The organism is Streptomyces yatensis, assembly GCF_018069625.1.
Taxonomy (GTDB): Bacteria; Actinomycetota; Actinomycetes; order Streptomycetales; family Streptomycetaceae; genus Streptomyces; species Streptomyces yatensis.
In genome coordinates, this window is record NZ_CP072941.1 from 8,802,479 (window position 1) to 8,819,839 (window position 17,361).

General features: G+C 70.9%; 16 protein-coding genes. 11 read left to right on the top strand and 5 right to left on the bottom strand.

Features of this window, described 5'->3' with window-relative positions:
• Positions 1-114: 114 nt before the first annotated feature.
• Positions 115-759 (top strand): LysE family translocator, encoded by a 645-nt coding sequence (locus J8403_RS36915; RefSeq protein WP_211126967.1) that lies wholly within the window; start codon positions 115-117, stop codon positions 757-759.
• A gap of 162 nt (positions 760-921) precedes the next feature.
• The gene (locus J8403_RS36920; RefSeq protein ID WP_211126968.1) at positions 922-1,614 is read left to right on the top strand and encodes a M24 family metallopeptidase; all 693 of its coding nucleotides are present in this window, start codon (positions 922-924) and stop codon (positions 1,612-1,614) included.
• Here the strand turns inward: J8403_RS36920 and J8403_RS36925 are convergent.
• From J8403_RS36925 to J8403_RS36935, 3 genes are all read right to left on the bottom strand, one after another.
• Complete coding sequence (locus J8403_RS36925; RefSeq protein ID WP_211126969.1) at positions 1,587-2,918, bottom strand: MDR family MFS transporter; 1,332 nt, start codon at positions 2,916-2,918, stop codon at positions 1,587-1,589. The two genes, J8403_RS36920 and J8403_RS36925, sit on opposite strands and share 28 nt — an antisense overlap.
• Positions 2,919-3,100: 182 nt before the next feature.
• On the bottom strand, positions 3,101-4,180 hold the full coding sequence (locus J8403_RS36930) for an NAD/NADP octopine/nopaline dehydrogenase family protein (protein WP_211126970.1): 1,080 nt from the start codon (positions 4,178-4,180) through the stop codon (positions 3,101-3,103).
• Between the two features lie 140 nt (positions 4,181-4,320).
• Positions 4,321-5,886, bottom strand: a complete 1,566-nt coding sequence (locus J8403_RS36935; RefSeq protein ID WP_211126971.1) for an AbgT family transporter — start codon at positions 5,884-5,886, stop codon at positions 4,321-4,323.
• A gap of 292 nt (positions 5,887-6,178) precedes the next feature.
• Here J8403_RS36935 and J8403_RS36940 point away from each other — a divergent pair, with 292 nt between their 5' ends.
• From J8403_RS36940 to J8403_RS36950, 3 genes are all read left to right on the top strand, one after another.
• Positions 6,179-6,850 carry a GntR family transcriptional regulator gene (locus J8403_RS36940; protein WP_211126972.1) on the top strand — a complete coding sequence of 224 codons (672 nt, stop codon included), beginning with the start codon at positions 6,179-6,181 and terminating at the stop codon, positions 6,848-6,850.
• A 44-nt stretch (positions 6,851-6,894) separates the two neighbouring features.
• On the top strand, positions 6,895-7,749 hold the full coding sequence (locus tag J8403_RS36945) for a CPBP family intramembrane glutamic endopeptidase (RefSeq protein ID WP_211126973.1): 855 nt from the start codon (positions 6,895-6,897) through the stop codon (positions 7,747-7,749).
• A 119-nt stretch (positions 7,750-7,868) separates the two neighbouring features.
• On the top strand, positions 7,869-8,249 hold the full coding sequence (locus J8403_RS36950) for a VOC family protein (RefSeq protein ID WP_211126974.1): 381 nt from the start codon (positions 7,869-7,871) through the stop codon (positions 8,247-8,249).
• A gap of 12 nt (positions 8,250-8,261) precedes the next feature.
• On the opposite strand, the gene J8403_RS36955 is transcribed toward J8403_RS36950, so the two are convergent.
• Positions 8,262-8,624, bottom strand: coding sequence for a DUF952 domain-containing protein (locus tag J8403_RS36955; protein WP_211126975.1), 363 nt, complete (start codon positions 8,622-8,624; stop codon positions 8,262-8,264).
• Between the two features lie 56 nt (positions 8,625-8,680).
• A complete protein-coding gene (locus J8403_RS36960; RefSeq protein WP_211126976.1) occupies positions 8,681-9,358 on the bottom strand; it encodes a hypothetical protein in 678 nt (225 codons plus the stop codon).
• Positions 9,359-9,533: 175 nt separating this feature from the next.
• Between J8403_RS36960 and J8403_RS36965 the strand changes: the two genes are divergently transcribed.
• From J8403_RS36965 to J8403_RS36990, 6 genes are all read left to right on the top strand, one after another.
• On the top strand, positions 9,534-10,610 hold the full coding sequence (locus J8403_RS36965; RefSeq protein WP_211126977.1) for an ABC transporter substrate-binding protein: 1,077 nt from the start codon (positions 9,534-9,536) through the stop codon (positions 10,608-10,610).
• Positions 10,610-11,692: a FecCD family ABC transporter permease gene (locus J8403_RS36970; RefSeq protein WP_211126978.1), complete on the top strand. Its 1,083-nt coding sequence runs from the start codon at positions 10,610-10,612 to the stop codon at positions 11,690-11,692. The genes J8403_RS36965 and J8403_RS36970 overlap by 1 nt, the downstream gene beginning before the upstream one ends.
• Entirely contained in the window at positions 11,689-12,531 is an 843-nt protein-coding gene (locus tag J8403_RS36975) for an ABC transporter ATP-binding protein (protein ID WP_211126979.1), read from the top strand. The genes J8403_RS36970 and J8403_RS36975 overlap by 4 nt, the downstream gene beginning before the upstream one ends.
• 114 nt (positions 12,532-12,645) lie before the next feature.
• Positions 12,646-14,076, top strand: coding sequence for an MFS transporter (locus J8403_RS36980; RefSeq protein ID WP_211126980.1), 1,431 nt, complete (start codon positions 12,646-12,648; stop codon positions 14,074-14,076).
• 77 nt (positions 14,077-14,153) lie between these two features.
• Positions 14,154-15,980 carry an asparagine synthase (glutamine-hydrolyzing) gene (gene asnB / locus J8403_RS36985; protein ID WP_211126981.1) on the top strand — a complete coding sequence of 609 codons (1,827 nt, stop codon included), beginning with the start codon at positions 14,154-14,156 and terminating at the stop codon, positions 15,978-15,980.
• 12 nt (positions 15,981-15,992) lie between these two features.
• Positions 15,993-17,273, top strand: coding sequence for a cytochrome P450 family protein (locus J8403_RS36990; protein ID WP_211126982.1), 1,281 nt, complete (start codon positions 15,993-15,995; stop codon positions 17,271-17,273).
• Positions 17,274-17,361: the final 88 nt, after the last annotated feature.

Below are 17,361 nucleotides of genomic sequence, written 5' to 3' on the forward strand. Positions count from 1 at the left end.
CCCCCCGGCCGGGGCCACTTCCCGCGAGCCCCGGCCGGGGCCCGAGTCTGGAGCGGACCTCCCGCCATCTGTTTGTATGTCCTGGACGGAGCCGATTCAGGAGGTGGCGGACACGTGGTGTCCACGGAGAGTGTTCTCACGTTCGCGGCGATGTCGCTCTTGGTGATCGTGATCCCGGGGCCGAGTGTGCTGTTCGTGGTCGGCAGGGCCCTCGCGCACGGCCGCCGCACGGCGCTCGCCACGGTCCTCGGCAACGTGATCGGCTGCTACGCCTTGGTGGTCGCCGTGGCGTGGGGCCTCGGCGCGCTGGTGCAGAGCTCGGTGGCGCTGTTCGTGGGTGTCAAGCTGGCAGGAGCGGCGTATCTCGTCTACCTGGGGGTGCAGGCGTTCCGGCACCGCGGGGAGATGCGCGTGGCGAACATGACCGCCCCGGCCGAAGAGCGGCGCGGTGATCTGCGGTCGATCCTGGACGGCATGGTGGTGGGTGTCACCAACCCGAAGGGCATCGTCTTCTTCGCGGCGGTGCTGCCGCAGTTCGTCGACCACTCGGCGGGGCATCTTCCCGTCCAGATGATGGTGCTGGGCCTGGTCCCGGTCACCATCGGCCTGGTGACGGACACCCTGTGGGGACTGGGCGCCTCGGCCGCCCGCTCCTGGTTCGCCCGCTCGGACCGCCGCCTGTCGATGGTCGGCGGGGCGGGCGGTCTCGCGATGATCGGCCTGGGCGTGACGGTGGCGGCGACCGGCCGCGCCGACTGAGGAGTGCCCGGGGCATCCTCAGGGGGCGAGGCCGACCGGATCCGTCCGCGAAGACCGGATCGACCTGAGTCTGTCGCGCATCGTCTTATGCATGTGCGGGGCACCTCACCCAGTGGCCAATTCGGTTGCCGAGAAACGATCTGGCAGCCTACCGTCGGGTCCATGGCGGACGACGAACCCACCCGCGCGGCACGGTTGCTGGATGCCCAGGCGAAGGCCGTGCGACTGTTCGCGGAGATCGAGCAGCGCGGGCTGGTGGCGCCGGGCGAGGGGGAGCGGGCGGTCAGCGACCGGATCCGCGATCTGGCGAACGAGATGTTCGGCACCACCCGGCACTGGCACAAGCGGATCGTGCGCTCGGGCCCGAACACGCTCCTGCCGTACCGGGAGAACCCGCCGGACCGGGTGATCGGCACGGACGACATCGTGTTCGCCGACCTCGGGCCGATCTTCGAGGAGTACGAGGCCGACTTCGGCCGGACCTTCGTCCTCGGCGAGGACCCCGTCAAGCGGCGGCTGCGGGACGATCTGCCCACGGTCTTCGACGCCGGCAGGCGGTTCTTCGAGAGCGACCCGGAGATCACCGGGAAGCGGCTGCACGCCGAGGTGGAGCGGCTGGCCGCCGAGGCCGGATGGGAGCTGGGCGGCTGGCACGCCGGCCATCTGGTCGGGGAGTTCCCGCACGAGACGATCGAGGGCGCGCACGTGGAGTCGTACATCACGCCCGACAACGACACCCCGCTGCGCCGCACCGACAAGGCCGGACGCCGCTGCCACTGGATCCTGGAGATCCACCTCGTCGACCGGGAACGGGAGTTCGGCGGCTTCTACGAGGAACTGCTCACCCTGGGCTGATCCGCCTGTCCCCGCGCCCGTGGCCGGTCGGCCTGATGTGGGCGGCGGGGCAGCAGTGCCACCGCGAGGGCCGGGACGACGGCGAGAACGAGCCAGGGCGCGGCGGGCGGAAGGCCGAGGTCGAGCAGGGAGCCGGTGGCCGAACTGCCGATGAGGACGATCAGGCCGGCGACGGACGACAGCGCGCCGGTGTAGAGGCCGAGCCGCCCGTCCTCGGCGAGGTCGGGCACCCAGGCGCGGGCGGCCGGGACGACCAGCATCTGGCCGAGGGTGAGCAGCACGACATAGCCCGCGGCGGGCAGCAATGCGACGGTGCCCGTCCAGGCGGCGGGGCGCGCGGCGGCCACCACCGCGAAACCGGCGGCGATGAGAAGCAGTCCGATGGTCATCGAGCGGCGCAGGTCGAGCCGGCTGCCCGCCCAGTGGGTGAGCGGGAGCTGGGCGAAGACGACCAGCAGCGAGGACAGGGCGAACAGCCACGACAGCGGCACCTGGGAGCCCGCCGCCCGCTCCACCTCGGCCGGCAGGGCCAGATAGAGCTGGTTGTAGGCGAGCAGATAGGTGCCGTACGCGCAGCACAGCGCGAGGAATCGCCGGTTGCGCACCATCGCGCGGACGCCGCCCCGCTCCCGGTTACGGACCCGGCCCGGGATGTGCTGCGGCATCAGCCACGCATGCCCGGCGAGGACGAGGAGGAAGACCCCGGCCCCGGCGAGGCACGCGGTGCGGAAGTCCACGCCGAGCAGCAGACCGCCGAGGAGGGGGCCGACGAAGGTACCGGCCTGGCCGGAGACGGTGAACAGGGCCAGGACCCGGGTGCGCGAACCGTGGCCCTCCTCCTCCCAGGCCACCGCCTGCCGGGCCACTTCCGATTCCACCGCGGGGGAGAACAGCGCGGCCGCGAAGCCGATCAGCAGCACCGCGCCGATCACCGCCCAGGTCCGCTCCGCATGGCCGAGCCAGACGAAACCCGCGATCCGCGCGACACACCCGGTCAGCACCACCGGGCGCACACCGTAACGGTCCACCAGCCAGCCGCCGACCACGAACAGCCCCTGCTGGCTGAAGGTCCGCAGACCGAGGACGAATCCGACCATCCACCCCGCCATGCCGATCGCGGTGCCGAGGTATTCGGCGAGGAAGGGCAGGACCGCGAAGAAGCCGATGTTGAAGGCGAGTTGGGTCAGGATCAGCAGCCGCAGAAGCGGAGACAGTTGCTTCCAGGTGCGCTCGCGCGGGGACTTCGGGGGCGGCGCCGTCCGGGCGGCTCGGCCGGCCAGCGCGCGGCGGATCAGCTCCGTCATGGGGCGTCGTCCGGGAGGGATCCGAGGCTGATGCGCATCTCCTGCATCAGCACAGCGTAGGCAACAAGCTCCAGCGCGGAGGCGACCGCCCTGCCCCGGACGGCGTGGCGCCTTCCGGGGCAGCGGCGGCTCGCCCCGCGGGCGATCGCGACGTGCGGTGGATTACGACGTGTGGCGCACGTCTACACCACGCCGTCGATGAACGCCGCGCGGATGCCGTCGACATCGGAGCCGAGCAGGCCCAGCGTCTTCGCCGTGCGGCCGCCGGCCACGAAGTCCTGTCCGCACAGGGGCCCGCTCAGGGCGATGAACGAGTCGGTCAGGGGCACGGAGAGTCCGATCTGCGCGGCCAGCGAACTCCAGATGACCAGTCCGAAGGGGATGTCCTCGGTGAAGTACCGGTGCTTGATCGAGTCGGGTTCGGGGAATGCCTGACGGCCGTAGCCCTGCACGATGCGCTCGACGAAGCTGCCCTCGGACACCTCGTAGGCGGTGTTGAGGAAGTCCCAGAAGCTGGCCGCCTTCACGCCGAGGGCGTCCGCCAGGGCGAGGCGTTCGCGGTCCAGGGCGTCGATGACCTCGGCGATGCGCGGGGTCACCAGGCTGTGCAGCGGATGGCGGTCGGCGTCCTCGACCGTCTTGAAGTTCAGCACCGCCGGCGGAACGTGGTAGATGGGGTTGCAGTTGTTGAGCCCGACGGTCAGCGCGTCCTCATCCGGCACGTACCGGTCGCCGAAGTACGTCCGCAGGATGTCGAGGGCCCGGGGCGTGTCCGCGCTGGGTACGGCGGCCAGCGGGACGGCGTGCTTGATGGCCCCGATGTAGACGTGTGCGGGGCGGCGCAGCCGGCAGGTGTACAGACTGGTCGGCGTCTCCGCGATGAGGCAGGGCTGCCGGCCGGCGAGCGCGAACATGCGCGCGAGCTCGACGCCGCTGCCGAGCACGCCCGGCTGGAACAGGACGAGTTGGTCCGGCTCGAGGACGGACGCGAGTTCCTGGGACAGGTAGGCGTGGGCGAAGGCGGGCACGGCGACGATGACCACCTCGGCGCCGCGGACGGCGTGCGCGAGGTCGGTCGTCAGCACCGAGGGTGTGCCGTGGCCTTCCACGTCGCCGGTCATGTCGATGCCGTCGTTGGCCTTGATCGGCTCAAGGTCGCGGCCCCACCTGTCGAAGATCCGTACGTCGTGTCCGTGGAGGGACATATGACCGGCGATTGCCTGGCCGACGTTTCCTGCGCCAATGATGGCGATGCTGCCCATAGTGCGTGACTCTTCCGTTCTGAAGTGGTGCGGGGGGTTGGGGGACTGAAGCCGTCCTGTCGTGACAGCCGTTCGCGGCTTCTTTCGGTCATCGGGCGCGCGTCGTCCGGCGGGGAGCCGCCGGGACGGGCGGCGGGGGTTCATCTGACGGGCACCCCTGGGCCGAGCGGAATTCCCAGGGCGTACCAGAGGGCGAAGAAGGACGACCACGAGACCAGGACGGCGAGAGCCACGGGGACCGTGAAGGACAGCATGGTTCCGATGCCCGCGCCCTTCCTGAACTGCTGGAGGAATCCCAGGGCCAGGACGAAGTAGGCGTTCATGGGCGTGGTGTTGGTGACCGAGTCCCCGATCATGAAGGAGACCATCGCCGCCTGGGGGGAGAGGCCGATGTACATCGCCAGGGGGACCACGACGGGGGCGAGGATGGACCACATCGCCGAACCGCTGCTGATGATGATGTTCAGCCCGCTGATGGCCAGGATGATCACCAGCAGGATGATCAGGTGCGGCGCGTCCAGGGACTTCAGGAGCCGGGCGCCCTCGACGGTGATCACATTGCTGATGCCGGTCCAGGTGAAGTAGGCGAGGAACTGCGCGACCACGAAGAACAGCACGATCACCGGGACGAAGGACTTCACTCCCTCGGCCATGGCGGAGGGGACGGACGACAGGGAGGGGATCGTGCCCACCTGCCTGCCGTACACGATGCCGAGGATCGCGAACAGCAGCGAGATGAACACGGCGATGTTCACCACGACCACGGACTGCACGATGCTGCCACCCTCGCCGCGGAACGGGGATCCCGGGAGCAGGAGCGCGGACACCGCCAGGACGTAGAGCGCGAGCACCGCGCCGGACAGCCGCATGGCGCGTTTCTCGACGGCGCTCAAGGTGAAGGAGGTGGGAGCCTCACCGGCCGGCCCGCCGTGCTGCGGCGCCTCGCCCTGGGCGGTGGTGTTGAAGAGCCGGTCGGCGGCCGCGTCGTCCTCGGGTGTCGGCACGAACTCGGGCCGCTGGGCCAGGACGCGGTCGACCGTGAGGGCGATGACGGCGGCGAGGAACACCGATGAGACCGCGGTGAAGAAGTAGGTGGCCACCGGAGTGATGACGTAGTCGGGATCGACGGTGTGCGCGGCCTCGGCCGCCAGGGACGACCTGACCGCGTCGGCCGGTGTCACCAGCGGGCTGGCGTTGAAGCCGATGGCCGTCGACGCGTAGGCGACCATCAGGCCGAGCACCGGGCTGCGGCCCACGGTCCGGAAGGCCAGCGCGCCCAGCGGGATCATCACGATGTAGGCCGAGTCGCTCATGATGTGCGCGATCATGGAGCCGAACGCGATGGAGAAGGTCAGCCATCGAACGGGCAGCCGGCCGATCGTGACGCGAAGCAGCGCGGTGAGCAGGCCGCTCTTCTCGGTGACGCTGACGCCGAGAAGCACCACCACCACGACCGACAGCGGCGCGAACCCGGCGAAGTTGTCCAGCGCGGACTCCGCGGCGTACTTGGCTCCCTGCAGCGAGAGCAGGTTCTTGACCGCGACGGAATCGCCTGTCGACGGCAGTGTGACGGACACGCCCACACCGGCCAGCACGGCACTGAGCACACCGAGCAGTGCCACGAAGATCCAGAACAGCCAGAACGGATGCGGAAGCCTGTTTCCCGCGCGCTCCAAGGCACTCAGAGCCCGGAACAACCGGTTCATGGAGCCATCCACGGTCGGACTGCTGCTTCGAAGTTGCGTCATCTGGGGGCCTTATCCGGTCGACGGTGAACGCGGCTCTGGGGTGATGTGTGCTGCTCTGGCTGATGTGCGAGGCCGACTGGGGGGACGTCCGGCACGGGTCGGACACGGCGACTCGTGCCGCCGACTCGTGCAATCCCTGTGATATTTCACAGGGATGATACGCTGCGGAAGGTCGATGTCAACAGGTCGTCGCGCAGGTGGTCGCCGGATGACGAGGGCCGCCACACAGTGCTTGAAGAGGAGCTGTGGTTTGAGTTCGGGATCGTCGATGGCGCAACAGGCGTACGCATCCCTCAAGCGCGACATCATCCGATGCCGCCTCCGCCCCGGCGACGTCATCGTCGAAGCGTGGCTCGCCGAGCGCTACGGGATGAGCAAGACCCCGGTGCGCGAGGCCATCAACGCGCTGCGCAGGGAAGGCCTTGTCGTCGTCGTCCCGCGGCGCGGCACCTTCGTCAAGCCGACGGACCTCGGCGACCTCCAGGACACCTACCGCCTGCGACGGCTCCTCGAACCTGAAGCGGCCGTGCTCGCCTCACAGCGAGCCAGCGCCGAAGACCTGGACCGCCTGGAGGCACTCAGCGCGGCGACCGTGGCGGCGAACACCTCACGCCCCGATCTGAACGAGGCGAACCGGCTGCTGCACGTGGCCATCGCCGAGGTCGCACGCGTGTCGCTGATGATTCCGATGATCAACACGCTGCACGAGGAGATCGAACGCTTCCTCAACCTCCGGGGTGAACTCGGCCGGGCCCCTTACACCAGCGTCAACCACGGGCGGTTGGTCGAGACCATCAGGCGGGGCTCGGAGGAGGAGATCCGGCAGGTCGTCCTCGAAGGCATCGAGCGCTCGCGCCAGTACATGCTGGACACCCTGCTGTCCGGAGGGAACGAGACGAGTGGCGCGGGGAAGCCGGTGTAAGGCTCCTGCCCCCTTGCGCGTCGGCGGCTACGCTCGTTCTCGTGATGAATCGGTGGAAAGGCCACGTCATCCGTCAACCGCTCTGGGGCGCGGTGGAGTTGACCTTCGCATGGCATGCGGTGCTGCTGCTGTTCGCCGAGGTGATCCTGCCCCCGCTGGCGCCCTCCTGGTATCCGGACCTCGGCGCCACCTTGGTCAACGCCGTCTGTGCCGCGGGGGTGTGGTGCGTGCTGTGGCGGTGGGGCTGGCTGCGTGCCTCCGCGGTGGCCGCACTCGGCCGTCCCCACCGCTGGTGGCCGGCCGCGCCGATGCTGCTCATCGCCTGCTCGTACGCCGTGGCCGGCCTCGACGGCGGTGCGACCGTCATCGTCAGCGGCCTGGTCTCGCTGCTGTGGGTCGGCATCAACGAGGAGATCTACAGCCGGGGCCTGGTGCAGCAGGCCCTCAATCCACTCGGTCCGATCCGCGCGGCCCTGGGCGTCGCCGTCTTATTCGGAGCGGGGCATATCCAGAACTTCCTGTTCTTCGGTGACCCGCTCGACGACACGCTGTGGCAGATGCTGTCCGCCGGTCTCTTCGGCTTCACCTGTGCCGGTCTGCGCTACGCGATCGGCTCGGTCTGGCCGATGGTCGTCGTCCATGGCCTCGACGACTTCTTCCAGATCCGCTCGCCGGGCTCGGCGCCGGACTGGTGGCAGGCGAGCGTGCTCGTCTTCCAGGCCGCGTACGGCGTGTGGCTGCTGCGCCGATACGGCGCCGCGGGCGCCCGGTCGTCCGCCGAGGCCGTCCGCTCCAGCATCAGGCCCAGTCCCGCTCCCGGTCCGAGTCCCGGTCCCGGTCCGAGCCCCAGTCCCCGCCCCGACGAGCGTCCCGAGGGTGACAGTCAGGCGAGAGCCTGAAATCCATTCGCCACTGCTCGCCCCGCCCGATAGGTTCCCGAGCGTCCTCACTGCGGGGAGCCTCCGAGATCTGCGTGCGGCCACCCCGGCAGTTCCCACGCTGAGAGTAGGTTTCGTCAATGGCATGTCGTATCAGTGAGCTCGTGCTCGGTTGCCGCGACCCCGAGGTGCTGGCGCGGTTCTGGTGCGAGGTCCTGGACTTCGTGGTGCTCCATCGCGAGGACGACGGAACCCTCGAAATCGGGCCGCGCGAAGGGTTCGGCGGCCCGCAGGCGACGATCATCCTCAGCCGCAGGGACGAGCCGGAGCCCGGGAAGTCCCGGCTGCACATCGACGTCAACGCCACCGACCGTGATCAGGACGCCGAGCTCGAACGCCTCCTGAAGCTCGGTGCGCGCCGGGCCGACATCGGCCAGACCGGGGAGGAGCAGTGGCACGTCCTCGCCGACCCCGAGGGCAATGAGTTCTGCCTGCTCAAGGCCCGCCTCGCGCCCCTGTGACGACCCTCGTCGTCAGCTGATATCCATCAGCCCCACCGCCCGGCCCGCCGAGTCCCAGGCGACCTCCTGGATCCGCGCCACGGCATCGCGGTTCAGTGGCCCGAAGACATGGGGAAACAGGGTGTTCTCGGCGACGCCGGGCGGCGGGGCGGGGTCCGCGGCTTCCCATTCACATTTCGCGGTGAGCCGGTCCTCGTCGAGAAGCAGCGCCAGCAGCGGCCTCGGCGCATCGCGGTAGAAGGCGTTGACGACGGCCAGCGTGGTCTCCTCGTCGGGAGAGCAGTGGATGAAACCGTCCTCCGTGAGGGAGGCGGGGCGATAGGGGCGGTCGGGAGCAGCGTTCCACTCGGCAAGCGGTACGACGTGGTAGATCATGACTCGATTAAACCGCCGTCATCTGCCGCAGGGTGAGAGAACGATCGGCTCGCTCGCTAGCGCAGTCCCGGCTTCGGCGGCGGTGCCACGTCCTTCGGGTCCGGGTATTCCGGGTCTTCCCGGCAGTCCAACTGTGACGTGATCTTCTTCGCCGAGGCGATGAGCAGTTTGGCGTGGGAGTGGTCGCTGATGGTGAAGTAGTCGCGCATGGCGAACTCCAGGGACCGAGTGCCTCCCGATTCCGTCCCGCCGCCGCTGCCGAGGTCACACGAGACGAGAAGCCTGCCGGCGTCCTCCGGGCCGACGGTGGTCGTGTAGTGCACCGACCGGCCCGACGGGGGTGCGTCGGGAGTCCACGCCGCGGTGAGGGCGAGCAGTTCCTTCCCCTCGGCCTTGTCCGTCAAGGTACAGAGGTCCTCGGGCGTGCCTCTCCTGGCCGACTCCTCCCGCAGCGCCTTCGCCACCTGACCGGTGCTCTCGGTCCTGACCGGATAGACCTCGCTGGGCCCGTTCGGCTCCCGGGCCTCCTTCGCGACGGCCTCGTCGAACAGGCCATCACAGGCCTGGGCGACAGGGATGAGCCCGGCGCCGGCGGTCGGCTTGGAGGCCGACTTCGAGGTGGGCTTCGAAGCCCCGGATTCGCCGCCGCCACCGCCACAGCCCGCCACGGCGATGACGGACGTACAGGCCAGGGCTGCCAGTCGCCCCAGAGTCAGGCGAAACTTGCGGTGCACGATCTCTCCCGTCGCTCCCTCAACTGCCGCTCCCGGACAGCCGGACGTCATCGACGCCACGTACCTGGTCTGCAGCCGACATCACCGGCCCCCAACGGGCGGGAACCCATGACGCATCCGCCACGACTACTGATCCGGGGCAACCCGTGTATCCAGTGGATCCAGGAGAGTTTCGATGCGTTCTCGTGTGTGGTGGGGTACGACGGCCGCGGTGCTGTGCGGCCTCCTCGTGGCGGGCTGCGGCGACGGAGGCGGCAGTGGCGGCGGTGACCAGGCGGGCCCCGCCGGCGAGACGTCGGCCACCGGCGACTACCCGGTCACCGTCACCGATTGCACGGGCGCCAAGGCCACGTTCTCCCAGGCCCCCGAGAGGATCGTCACCAGTAACGCCTCCAGCCTGGAACTGCTGCTCCGCCTCGGCGCCGGTGACCACGTCATCGGCACCGGCTTCCCGCCCGGCAAGGGCACCCTGCCCGGTGAACTCGATGCGCGGGCACGGAAGGTGAAGGTGCTCGGCCAATCCATGATCCCGAAGGAGAAGCTCCTGGGCTCCGGCGCGGATCTGTACATCGACACCTTCGCCTCGATGAACATGGGCGGTGGCATGGGCGACGCGCCCACCGAGGAGGAGTTCAAGGCGGCCGGGATCAAGCACATCTACCTCAAGTCCACCGCCTGTGCGGCGCGGAACAAACGCCCGGTGACCGACCTGTCCGCGGTGGAGGCCGACATCACCTCCCTCGGCGCGGTCACCGGCACCGGCGCGAAGGCGAAGGCACTCGTCGACGGCATGAAGAAGAAGGTGGACACCGTCCGGAAGGCGGTCGGCAGGACGGCGGAGGACAAGCGGCCGACGTACTTCTTCTTCGACTACGACGCCGGCACCAAGCAACCCACCGTCGTCTGCAACCGCCAGGTCGCCAACGCGGTGATCACTCTGGCCGGTGCCCGCAATGTCTTCGCCGACTGCGACGGCGACTACCAGCAGGTCGGCTGGGAGGACGTCATCTCCAGGAACCCGGACTGGATCCAGCTGGGCGTCCGCGATCGGGGCAGCGAGGCGGCGAACGAGAAGGCGTTCGACGAGGCGCGGACGTGGCTGAAGTCGAACCCCGCCACCAAGGGCCTGAAGGCCGTCAAGGAGGGCCACTTCCTGCGCATCGGCTCCGAGCGGACCACCATCGCCGGAGTCGAGAACGCCGACACCGTCCAGGAGATCGCCAAGGCCCTCCACCCGGGCAAGGTCGGCTGATGGTGCTCGACGCCACGGTGCGGGCGAAGGGCACCGATGGCGCTGTGCGCACGCGGCGTTCCGTGCCCGCCGGGCCGCTGGCGCTGCTCCTGGCGGTCGCGTTGCTCGCGGCCCTCACGGCGGCGGTCGCCAGGGGGTCCACGTCGATCCCGCCCGGCGAGGTGTGGAGCGTGGTCTGGCGCAGACTGTCCGGCGAAGCCCCCCGGCCCGGCACCAACGACCTGATCGTCTGGCAACTGCGCCTGCCCCGCGCCCTGCTGGCGGCTCTGGTGGGTGCCGGGCTCGGCCTGGTCGGTACGGCCATGCAGGCCCTCGTCCGCAACCCGCTGGCCGACCCGTACTTCCTGGGCGTCTCCAACGGCGCCTCCCTCGGCGCCGTCGCCGCCATCGTGCTCAGCCTTGGCACCGGGGGAGTGCTGGGCCTCGGTCTGTCCGGTGCCGCTTTCGCGGGAGCCCTGGCCACCTTCGCCCTCGTCTGGGCGGTGGCCCGGCGCGGCGGGGGATTCGCGCCGCTCAGGCTGGTGCTCGCCGGGGTGGCCATCGGGCAGTTCCTGTCCGGCTTCACCAGCTACCTCGTCCTCCAGGCCGGGGACGAGCAGCAGACCCACAGTGTGCTGTTCTGGCTGATGGGCAGCCTGAGCGGCGCGACCTGGCCACTGCTGGCCGCCCCGGCGGTGGCGGTTCCGGTGGTCCTGCTGCTGTTGCAGGCCCGGGCCCGGGGCCTGAACGCGCTGCTGATGGGCGATGAGACGGCGGCCGGGCTCGGCATCGACGTCGTACGGCTGCGCCGTGAGCTGTTCGCGGTCACCAGCCTGCTCACCGGCGTCCTCGTCGCGGTCTCCGGGGCCATCGCCTTCGTCGCCCTCATGGTCCCCCACGTCTGCCGCCTGGTCGTCGGCGGCGACCACCGCCGTCTGCTGCCCGTGTCGGCGCTCTTCGGCGCGCTGCTGCTGGTGGTGGTCGACATCGTGTGCCGCACGGCCATGGACACGCAGGAGTTGCCGGTCGGGGTCGTCACCTCGCTGATCGGCGCTCCGGCGCTGCTGTATCTGCTGGACCGGCGCTTGGGGAGCGGGAGTTGAGGATCGACATCGAGGACCTGCGGGTCGCGTACGCCGGGCGTACGGTCGTGGCCGATGCCCACCTCATCGCGGCCGAAGGCGAGATCACCGGCCTGGTGGGGCCCAACGGCAGTGGCAAGTCCACTCTCCTGCGGACCGTGTACCGGCATCTGAAACCCGCCGCCGGACGTGTTCTGCTCGACGGTACCGACCTCCGCGCGCTGAGCCCCGCGCGGTCGGCCCGGCACGTCGCCGCGCTCCCGCAGGAGCGGGGCGGCGATTTCGAGCTGACCGTACGCGAGGTGGTCGCCATGGGCCGCACCCCCTACAAGCGGGCGTTCGCCGGGGAGGACGCCGCCGACCGGGACATCGTCGCGTGCTCTCTCGCGGACGTCGGCATGGCGGACCACGCCGACCGCGGCTTCACCGAGCTGTCCGGCGGCGAGCGCCAACGCGTGTTGCTTGCCCGCGCGTTCGCCCAGCGGACGCACGTCCTGGTCCTGGACGAGCCGACGAACCACCTCGACGTCCGCCACCAGGTCGAACTCCTCGCCCTGCTGCGCGGCCGCCGCCGTACGACCCTGGTGTCGCTGCATGACCTCAACGCCGCCGCCTCCGTGTGCGACCGGCTGCACGTCCTGCACGAAGGCCGCGTGGTGGCCTCCGGAACGCCCCGCGAGGTGCTGCGCCCGGCCCTGCTGGCCGAGGTGTTCGGCGTGCGCGCGGCCGTGGTCGAGCACCCGCTGACCGGGGACCCGCTGATCGCCTTCGACCACCGGCAACCGGCGGACGGGCGGGAGGGACCGGAAGCGGCCGACCCGGCGGACGAGCACCGAGGGCAACCCGTCAGCCCCTCCTGAATTCCAGCCGTTTTTCCTGATACATCCGGGAACTCACCCCGCGGTTCGCCCGACTTCTAGAGCGAGGCCGTCGCTCGGCGGCCGGTCTGCCGGAAGGACCAGAGGGAGGGGTGTATGACCGACGACGCGTCCGGTGCGGATCAGCCCGGGGACGTACCCGAGCGGCCGGTGGATCCACCCGAAGTCCACGACCGCTGGCTCCTGGTGGCCGTGGCGGGCGCGCTGGCGTTCGTGGCGATGCTCGACATGAACATCGTCAACGTGGCGCTCGCGGACATCTCCCAGGGCCTGCGGGTGCCGGCGGCGACAGCCCAATGGGCGGTTCTGGGCTATCAACTCCCCGTCGCCGCCCTCCTGTTGCCCGTCGGCCGCTGGCTCGACGGCGTGGGCACCCGCCCCGCGCTGCTGGCCGCGACCGGCGGCTTCGCGCTGTGCAGCGCGCTTGCCGCCGCGTCTCCCTGGGCCGCCTGGCTGATCGCCGCCCGCATCGGACAGGGCGCGTGCGGCGCCGTGCTGTTCGTGTTGATGCCGGTGCTGGCGATCCGCTCCGTGCGGCCCGGGCTGCGCGGGCGGGCGATGAGCGTGCCCGCGACCCTCGGCCCCCTGGGCGCCGTCACCGGACCGGCGGTCGGCGGTCTGCTCCTGGACCAGCTCGGCTGGCGCTGGATCTTCCTGGTCAAGATCCCGTTCTGTCTGCTGGCGCTGGCCGTGGTGTGGCGGACGATGCCCCGGGACGGCCGTCTGCGCGGCGCGGACCGGCGCTTCCTCGCCGACACCGCCCTGATGGCCACCGGAGTAACGATCCTGCTGCTGGCCCTGACCCTGGCCTCCGACACCCCCGCCTGGCTGCCGCTCGCCCTCGTCGCCGCACCGCCGCTGTGGTGGTGGCTGCGGGGTCCGGGCGGCCGTCCGGTGGCCGGTGTACTGCGGGCGGCGGGGCTGCTGCGGGCGCACGGCGCGGTGCTGGCGCTGGCGGTGGGTTTCGCCGCCATGCACTACGTGGTCGCCCTGCACCTCCAGCGCGACGAGGACGTCAGCGCGACCACCACCGGCCTGACGGTGCTCGCCTTCCCCCTCGGCATGGGGCTGGCGGGCCCGCTCGGCGGACGGCTCGCCGACCGCTACGGGGCCCGGCCCGTCGCGGTCACCGGCGCCGCGCTCACCGCCGTCGGCCTGTGGCTGCTCGTCCCGCTGGGCGACGGCTGGTCCCCTCCCGACGTGGCCTGGCGGCTCGCCCTGGCCGGACTCGGCATGGGGCTGAACGGCGGCCCGGCCCAGGCCCTGGTTATGGGCGCCGCCCCGCCGGGCCGCGCCGCCACGGTCGGCTCGACCGTCCAGCTCGCCCGCGGCCTCGGCTTCACGCTCGGACCGGCGCTGGCCACGGCGGCCTGGGGACTGGCGGGCCCGGACGACGGCGTACGGGCGGGTCTGGCCCTCGCCGCCCTCGCCGCCTGCCTCGCCGTACCGCTGCTCGCCCGGCCCGCTCGCGGTCCCGCGAACCGCACCGAGAAGACCACCGAAGCGGCGCCCGCCGCACCCCGCTGAGCCCCCACCTCACCGGACGCGGCGCCCCGCCGCACCCCCCTGAGCCCCCACCTCACCGTCACCGAGGAGTCGCACCCATGTGCGGAATCACCGGCTGGGTCTCCTTCCACCAGGACCCCCGCACCCTGGCCCCGGTCATCGAGGCCATGACCGCCACCCTGACCCCCCGCGGCCCCGACGCGGGCGGAGTCTGGCTCGGCCGGCGCGCCGCGATCGGCCACCGCCGCCTGGCCGTCCTCGACATCGCCGGTGGCGTCCAGCCGATGACCGACCGGCCCGACGCCCCGACCACCGTGCTCAGCTACAGCGGCGAGATCTACAACCACCATGAACTCCGCGCACAACTGAAGGGCCTGGGACACGAGTTCCGCACCCGCAGCGACACCGAGGTGGTGCTGCGCGGCTACGCCGAGTGGGGCGAGGAGGTGGCCGGCCACCTGGACGGCATGTTCGCGTTCGCCGTCTGGGACGAGCGGGCGCAGCGGCTGCTCCTGGTCCGCGACCGGCTCGGCGTCAAGCCCCTGTTCTGGGCGGAGGTGGACGGCGGTCTGGCCTTCGCCTCCGAACCCAAGGCGCTCTTCGCCCACCCGGAGATCCGGCCCCGGGTGGACGCGGACGGGCTGCGCGAGGCGTACAGCCTGCTCTTCACCACCGGTCCGACGGTCTGGTCAGGTGTGCGGGAGGTCGAGCCCGGCGGTCTGCTCCTCCTGGACCGGGACGGCATCCGGGAGCGCCGCTACTGGCGGCTGGAGGCCGATGCCCACCCGGACGACCGGGACGCCACCGTGACCCGCGTGCACGACCTGGTGAGCGCCGCCGCCCGCGCTCAGCTGGAGGCCGACGTCCCCCTGTGCTCCCTGCTGTCGGGCGGCATCGACTCCACCGTGCTGACCGCCCTGCTCGCCGACGAACTGCGGCTGCGCGAGGGCCCGGGCGCCCGGATCCGCTCCTACGCCGTCGACTACAGCGACCAGGCCGAGAGCTTCACCGGTGATGTTCTGCGCACCGGCCACGACACCCCGTACGCCATGGAAGCGGGCGCGTTCATCGGCACCGACCACAGCACGGTGGTGCTGGACCCGCGTGCCCTGCTCGACCCCGAGCACCGCAAGGCCGTGGTCGTGGCCCGCGACTCGCCGATCGGCGTCGGCGACATGGACACCTCGCTCTACCTCCTCTTCGGGGAGATCCGGAAACACTCCACCGTCGCCCTGTCCGGCGAGGCGGCCGACGAGGTCTTCGGCGGCTACCCCTGGTTCCACAGCCCCAAGGCGCTCGCCGCGCCCACATTCCCCTGGCTGCTGGTGACCGGCGACGAGGCCGCGATGCCGCTCAACCCCGAACTGGACCTGCGCATCGGCGAGTTCCGCGAGGACACCTATCGCACCGCCCTGGCCGCCGTACCGCATCTCGACGGCGAGACGCCCACCGAACACCGGCAGCGCGAGCTGCAGCACCTCTCGCTCACCCGCTGGCTGCGTCAACTCCTCCACCGCAAGGACCGGTTGAGCATGGCACAGGGCCTGGAAGTGCGCGTCCCCTACTGCGATCACCGGCTCGTCGAGTACGCCTTCACCACCCCCTGGGCCCTGAAGAACTTCGACGGCCGGGAGAAGAGCCTGCTGCGCGCGGCGGGCACCGGACTGGCCCCCGACTCGGTGCTGCACCGCCCCAAGAACCACTACCCGGCCACCCACCACCCCGACTACAACCGCGGCCTGCAGAACCTGGCCCGCGATGCTCTCGCCGACGACACCGTCCGCTCCCTCGCCGACGAGACCCGCCTCAAACCCTGCCTCGACACCCCGCCCGGCCAACTGGAGTGGGGCCACCGCCTCCGCCTCGAACGCGTCGTCGACCTCGCCCTGTGGCTGGACCACCACCAGCCCGAACTCGCCCTCTGAGGAGCACCTTCCATGACCCTCCAGGAATCCGGGACGGCCCCCGAGGCCCTGCCCGAGCCCGTGCCGCTGATGGGCTGCCCCTACAAGAGCAACCCGTACCCCCTCTACGAGCGGATGCGCGAGACCGGCCCGGTCCACCGCGTCCTATTTCCCAGCGGCGTCCACGCCTGGCTCGTCACCGGCTACGACGCCGCGCACTCCGCACTGGGTGACGACCGCCTCGGCAAGAACCACGACCGGGGCAACGACCGCTGGCGCGCCCGCGCCTCGATCATGCCCGAGCCCCAGCACTCCCAGCTCCAGGCCCACCTCCTCCACCAGGATCCGCCGGCCCACACCCGCATGCGGCGCTTCGTCACCGACGCCTTCACCCCGCGCCGCATCGAGCATCTGAGGCCCCGTTTCCAGGAGCTGGCCGACGCCCTCGTGGACGCCCTCCCGGAAACCGGCCCCGCGGACCTCGTCACCGGCTTCGCCGCCCGCTTCCCCTTCCAGGTCCTCGCCGAAGTCATCGGGCTGCCAACGGAGTTGGCGGCCCGCTTCGACCGCGACTGGGGCAAGGTCGTCCAGCCGGTCGGACCGACCGACCCGGGACGCCCGCTGTACGAGGCCCGCCTGCACGGGCTGCAGAGCTACATAGCCGAGGTCGTCGCCCATAAGCGCGAACACGTCGTCGCCCATAAGCGCGAACACGGGGAGGACGATCTGCTCAGCCGCCTGGTCGTGGCCCGTGACCGCCGCGAACTCTCCCAGGAGGAGCTGGACTCGATGATCTTCCAGCTCCTGGTGGCGGGCCAGGAGCCGGTCACCAACCAGATCACCACCGCCCTGATCGCCCTCTTCCGCCACCCCGCCGAACTCGCCCGGCTGCGCGACAACCCGGAGCTGATGCCCCGCGCCGTCGACGAACTCCTCCGCTACGACAGTGCCTTCGAGCTGACCACCTGGCGCTTCTTCGACCAGGACAGCGAGCTGCACGGCACGGACGTCCCGGCCGGGGACTCGGTGATCGTCTCCCTGTGCGCGGCCAACCGCGACCCGCGCCGCTTCCCCGACCCCGACACCCTCGACCTGGACCGCTCACCCAACCCCCACCTGGCCTTCGGCCACGGCATCCACTTCTGCCCCGGCGCGGCACTGGCCCGCGCCGAACTCCAGATCGCCCTGGGCACCCTCCTGGCCCGCCTCCCCGGACCGCACCTGGCCATCGAGGACGGGGACATCGAGTGGATCCCGGCCGTCCTCGGCCGGGGGACCAACGACCTGCCCGTCGGCTACGACCGACGCGTCTGACCCGACGCCTTCGACCGCAGACCCCCCATCCGGCGCACGGGGCCGGTCCCGCGCGCCATCCGTGTGCGGACCGCACCCCGGCCGACCA

Bases quoted from the DNA above. Each gene is read 5' to 3' on its own strand.
- J8403_RS36965 (WP_211126977.1), top strand. From the start codon at position 9,534: ATGCGTTCTCGTGTGTGGTGGGGTACGACGGCCGCGGTGCTGTGCGGC.
- J8403_RS36980 (WP_211126980.1), top strand. From the start codon at position 12,646: ATGACCGACGACGCGTCCGGTGCGGATCAGCCCGGGGACGTACCCGAG.
- asnB (WP_211126981.1), top strand. From the start codon at position 14,154: ATGTGCGGAATCACCGGCTGGGTCTCCTTCCACCAGGACCCCCGCACC.
- J8403_RS36935 (WP_211126971.1), bottom strand. From the start codon at position 5,886: ATGAACCGGTTGTTCCGGGCTCTGAGTGCCTTGGAGCGCGCGGGAAAC.
- J8403_RS36945 (WP_211126973.1), top strand. From the start codon at position 6,895: ATGAATCGGTGGAAAGGCCACGTCATCCGTCAACCGCTCTGGGGCGCG.
- J8403_RS36990 (WP_211126982.1), top strand. From the start codon at position 15,993: ATGACCCTCCAGGAATCCGGGACGGCCCCCGAGGCCCTGCCCGAGCCC.
- J8403_RS36970 (WP_211126978.1), top strand. From the start codon at position 10,610: ATGGTGCTCGACGCCACGGTGCGGGCGAAGGGCACCGATGGCGCTGTG.
- J8403_RS36955 (WP_211126975.1), bottom strand. From the start codon at position 8,624: ATGATCTACCACGTCGTACCGCTTGCCGAGTGGAACGCTGCTCCCGAC.
- J8403_RS36930 (WP_211126970.1), bottom strand. From the start codon at position 4,180: ATGGGCAGCATCGCCATCATTGGCGCAGGAAACGTCGGCCAGGCAATC.
- J8403_RS36925 (WP_211126969.1), bottom strand. From the start codon at position 2,918: ATGACGGAGCTGATCCGCCGCGCGCTGGCCGGCCGAGCCGCCCGGACG.
- J8403_RS36920 (WP_211126968.1), top strand. From the start codon at position 922: ATGGCGGACGACGAACCCACCCGCGCGGCACGGTTGCTGGATGCCCAG.
- J8403_RS36950 (WP_211126974.1), top strand. From the start codon at position 7,869: ATGGCATGTCGTATCAGTGAGCTCGTGCTCGGTTGCCGCGACCCCGAG.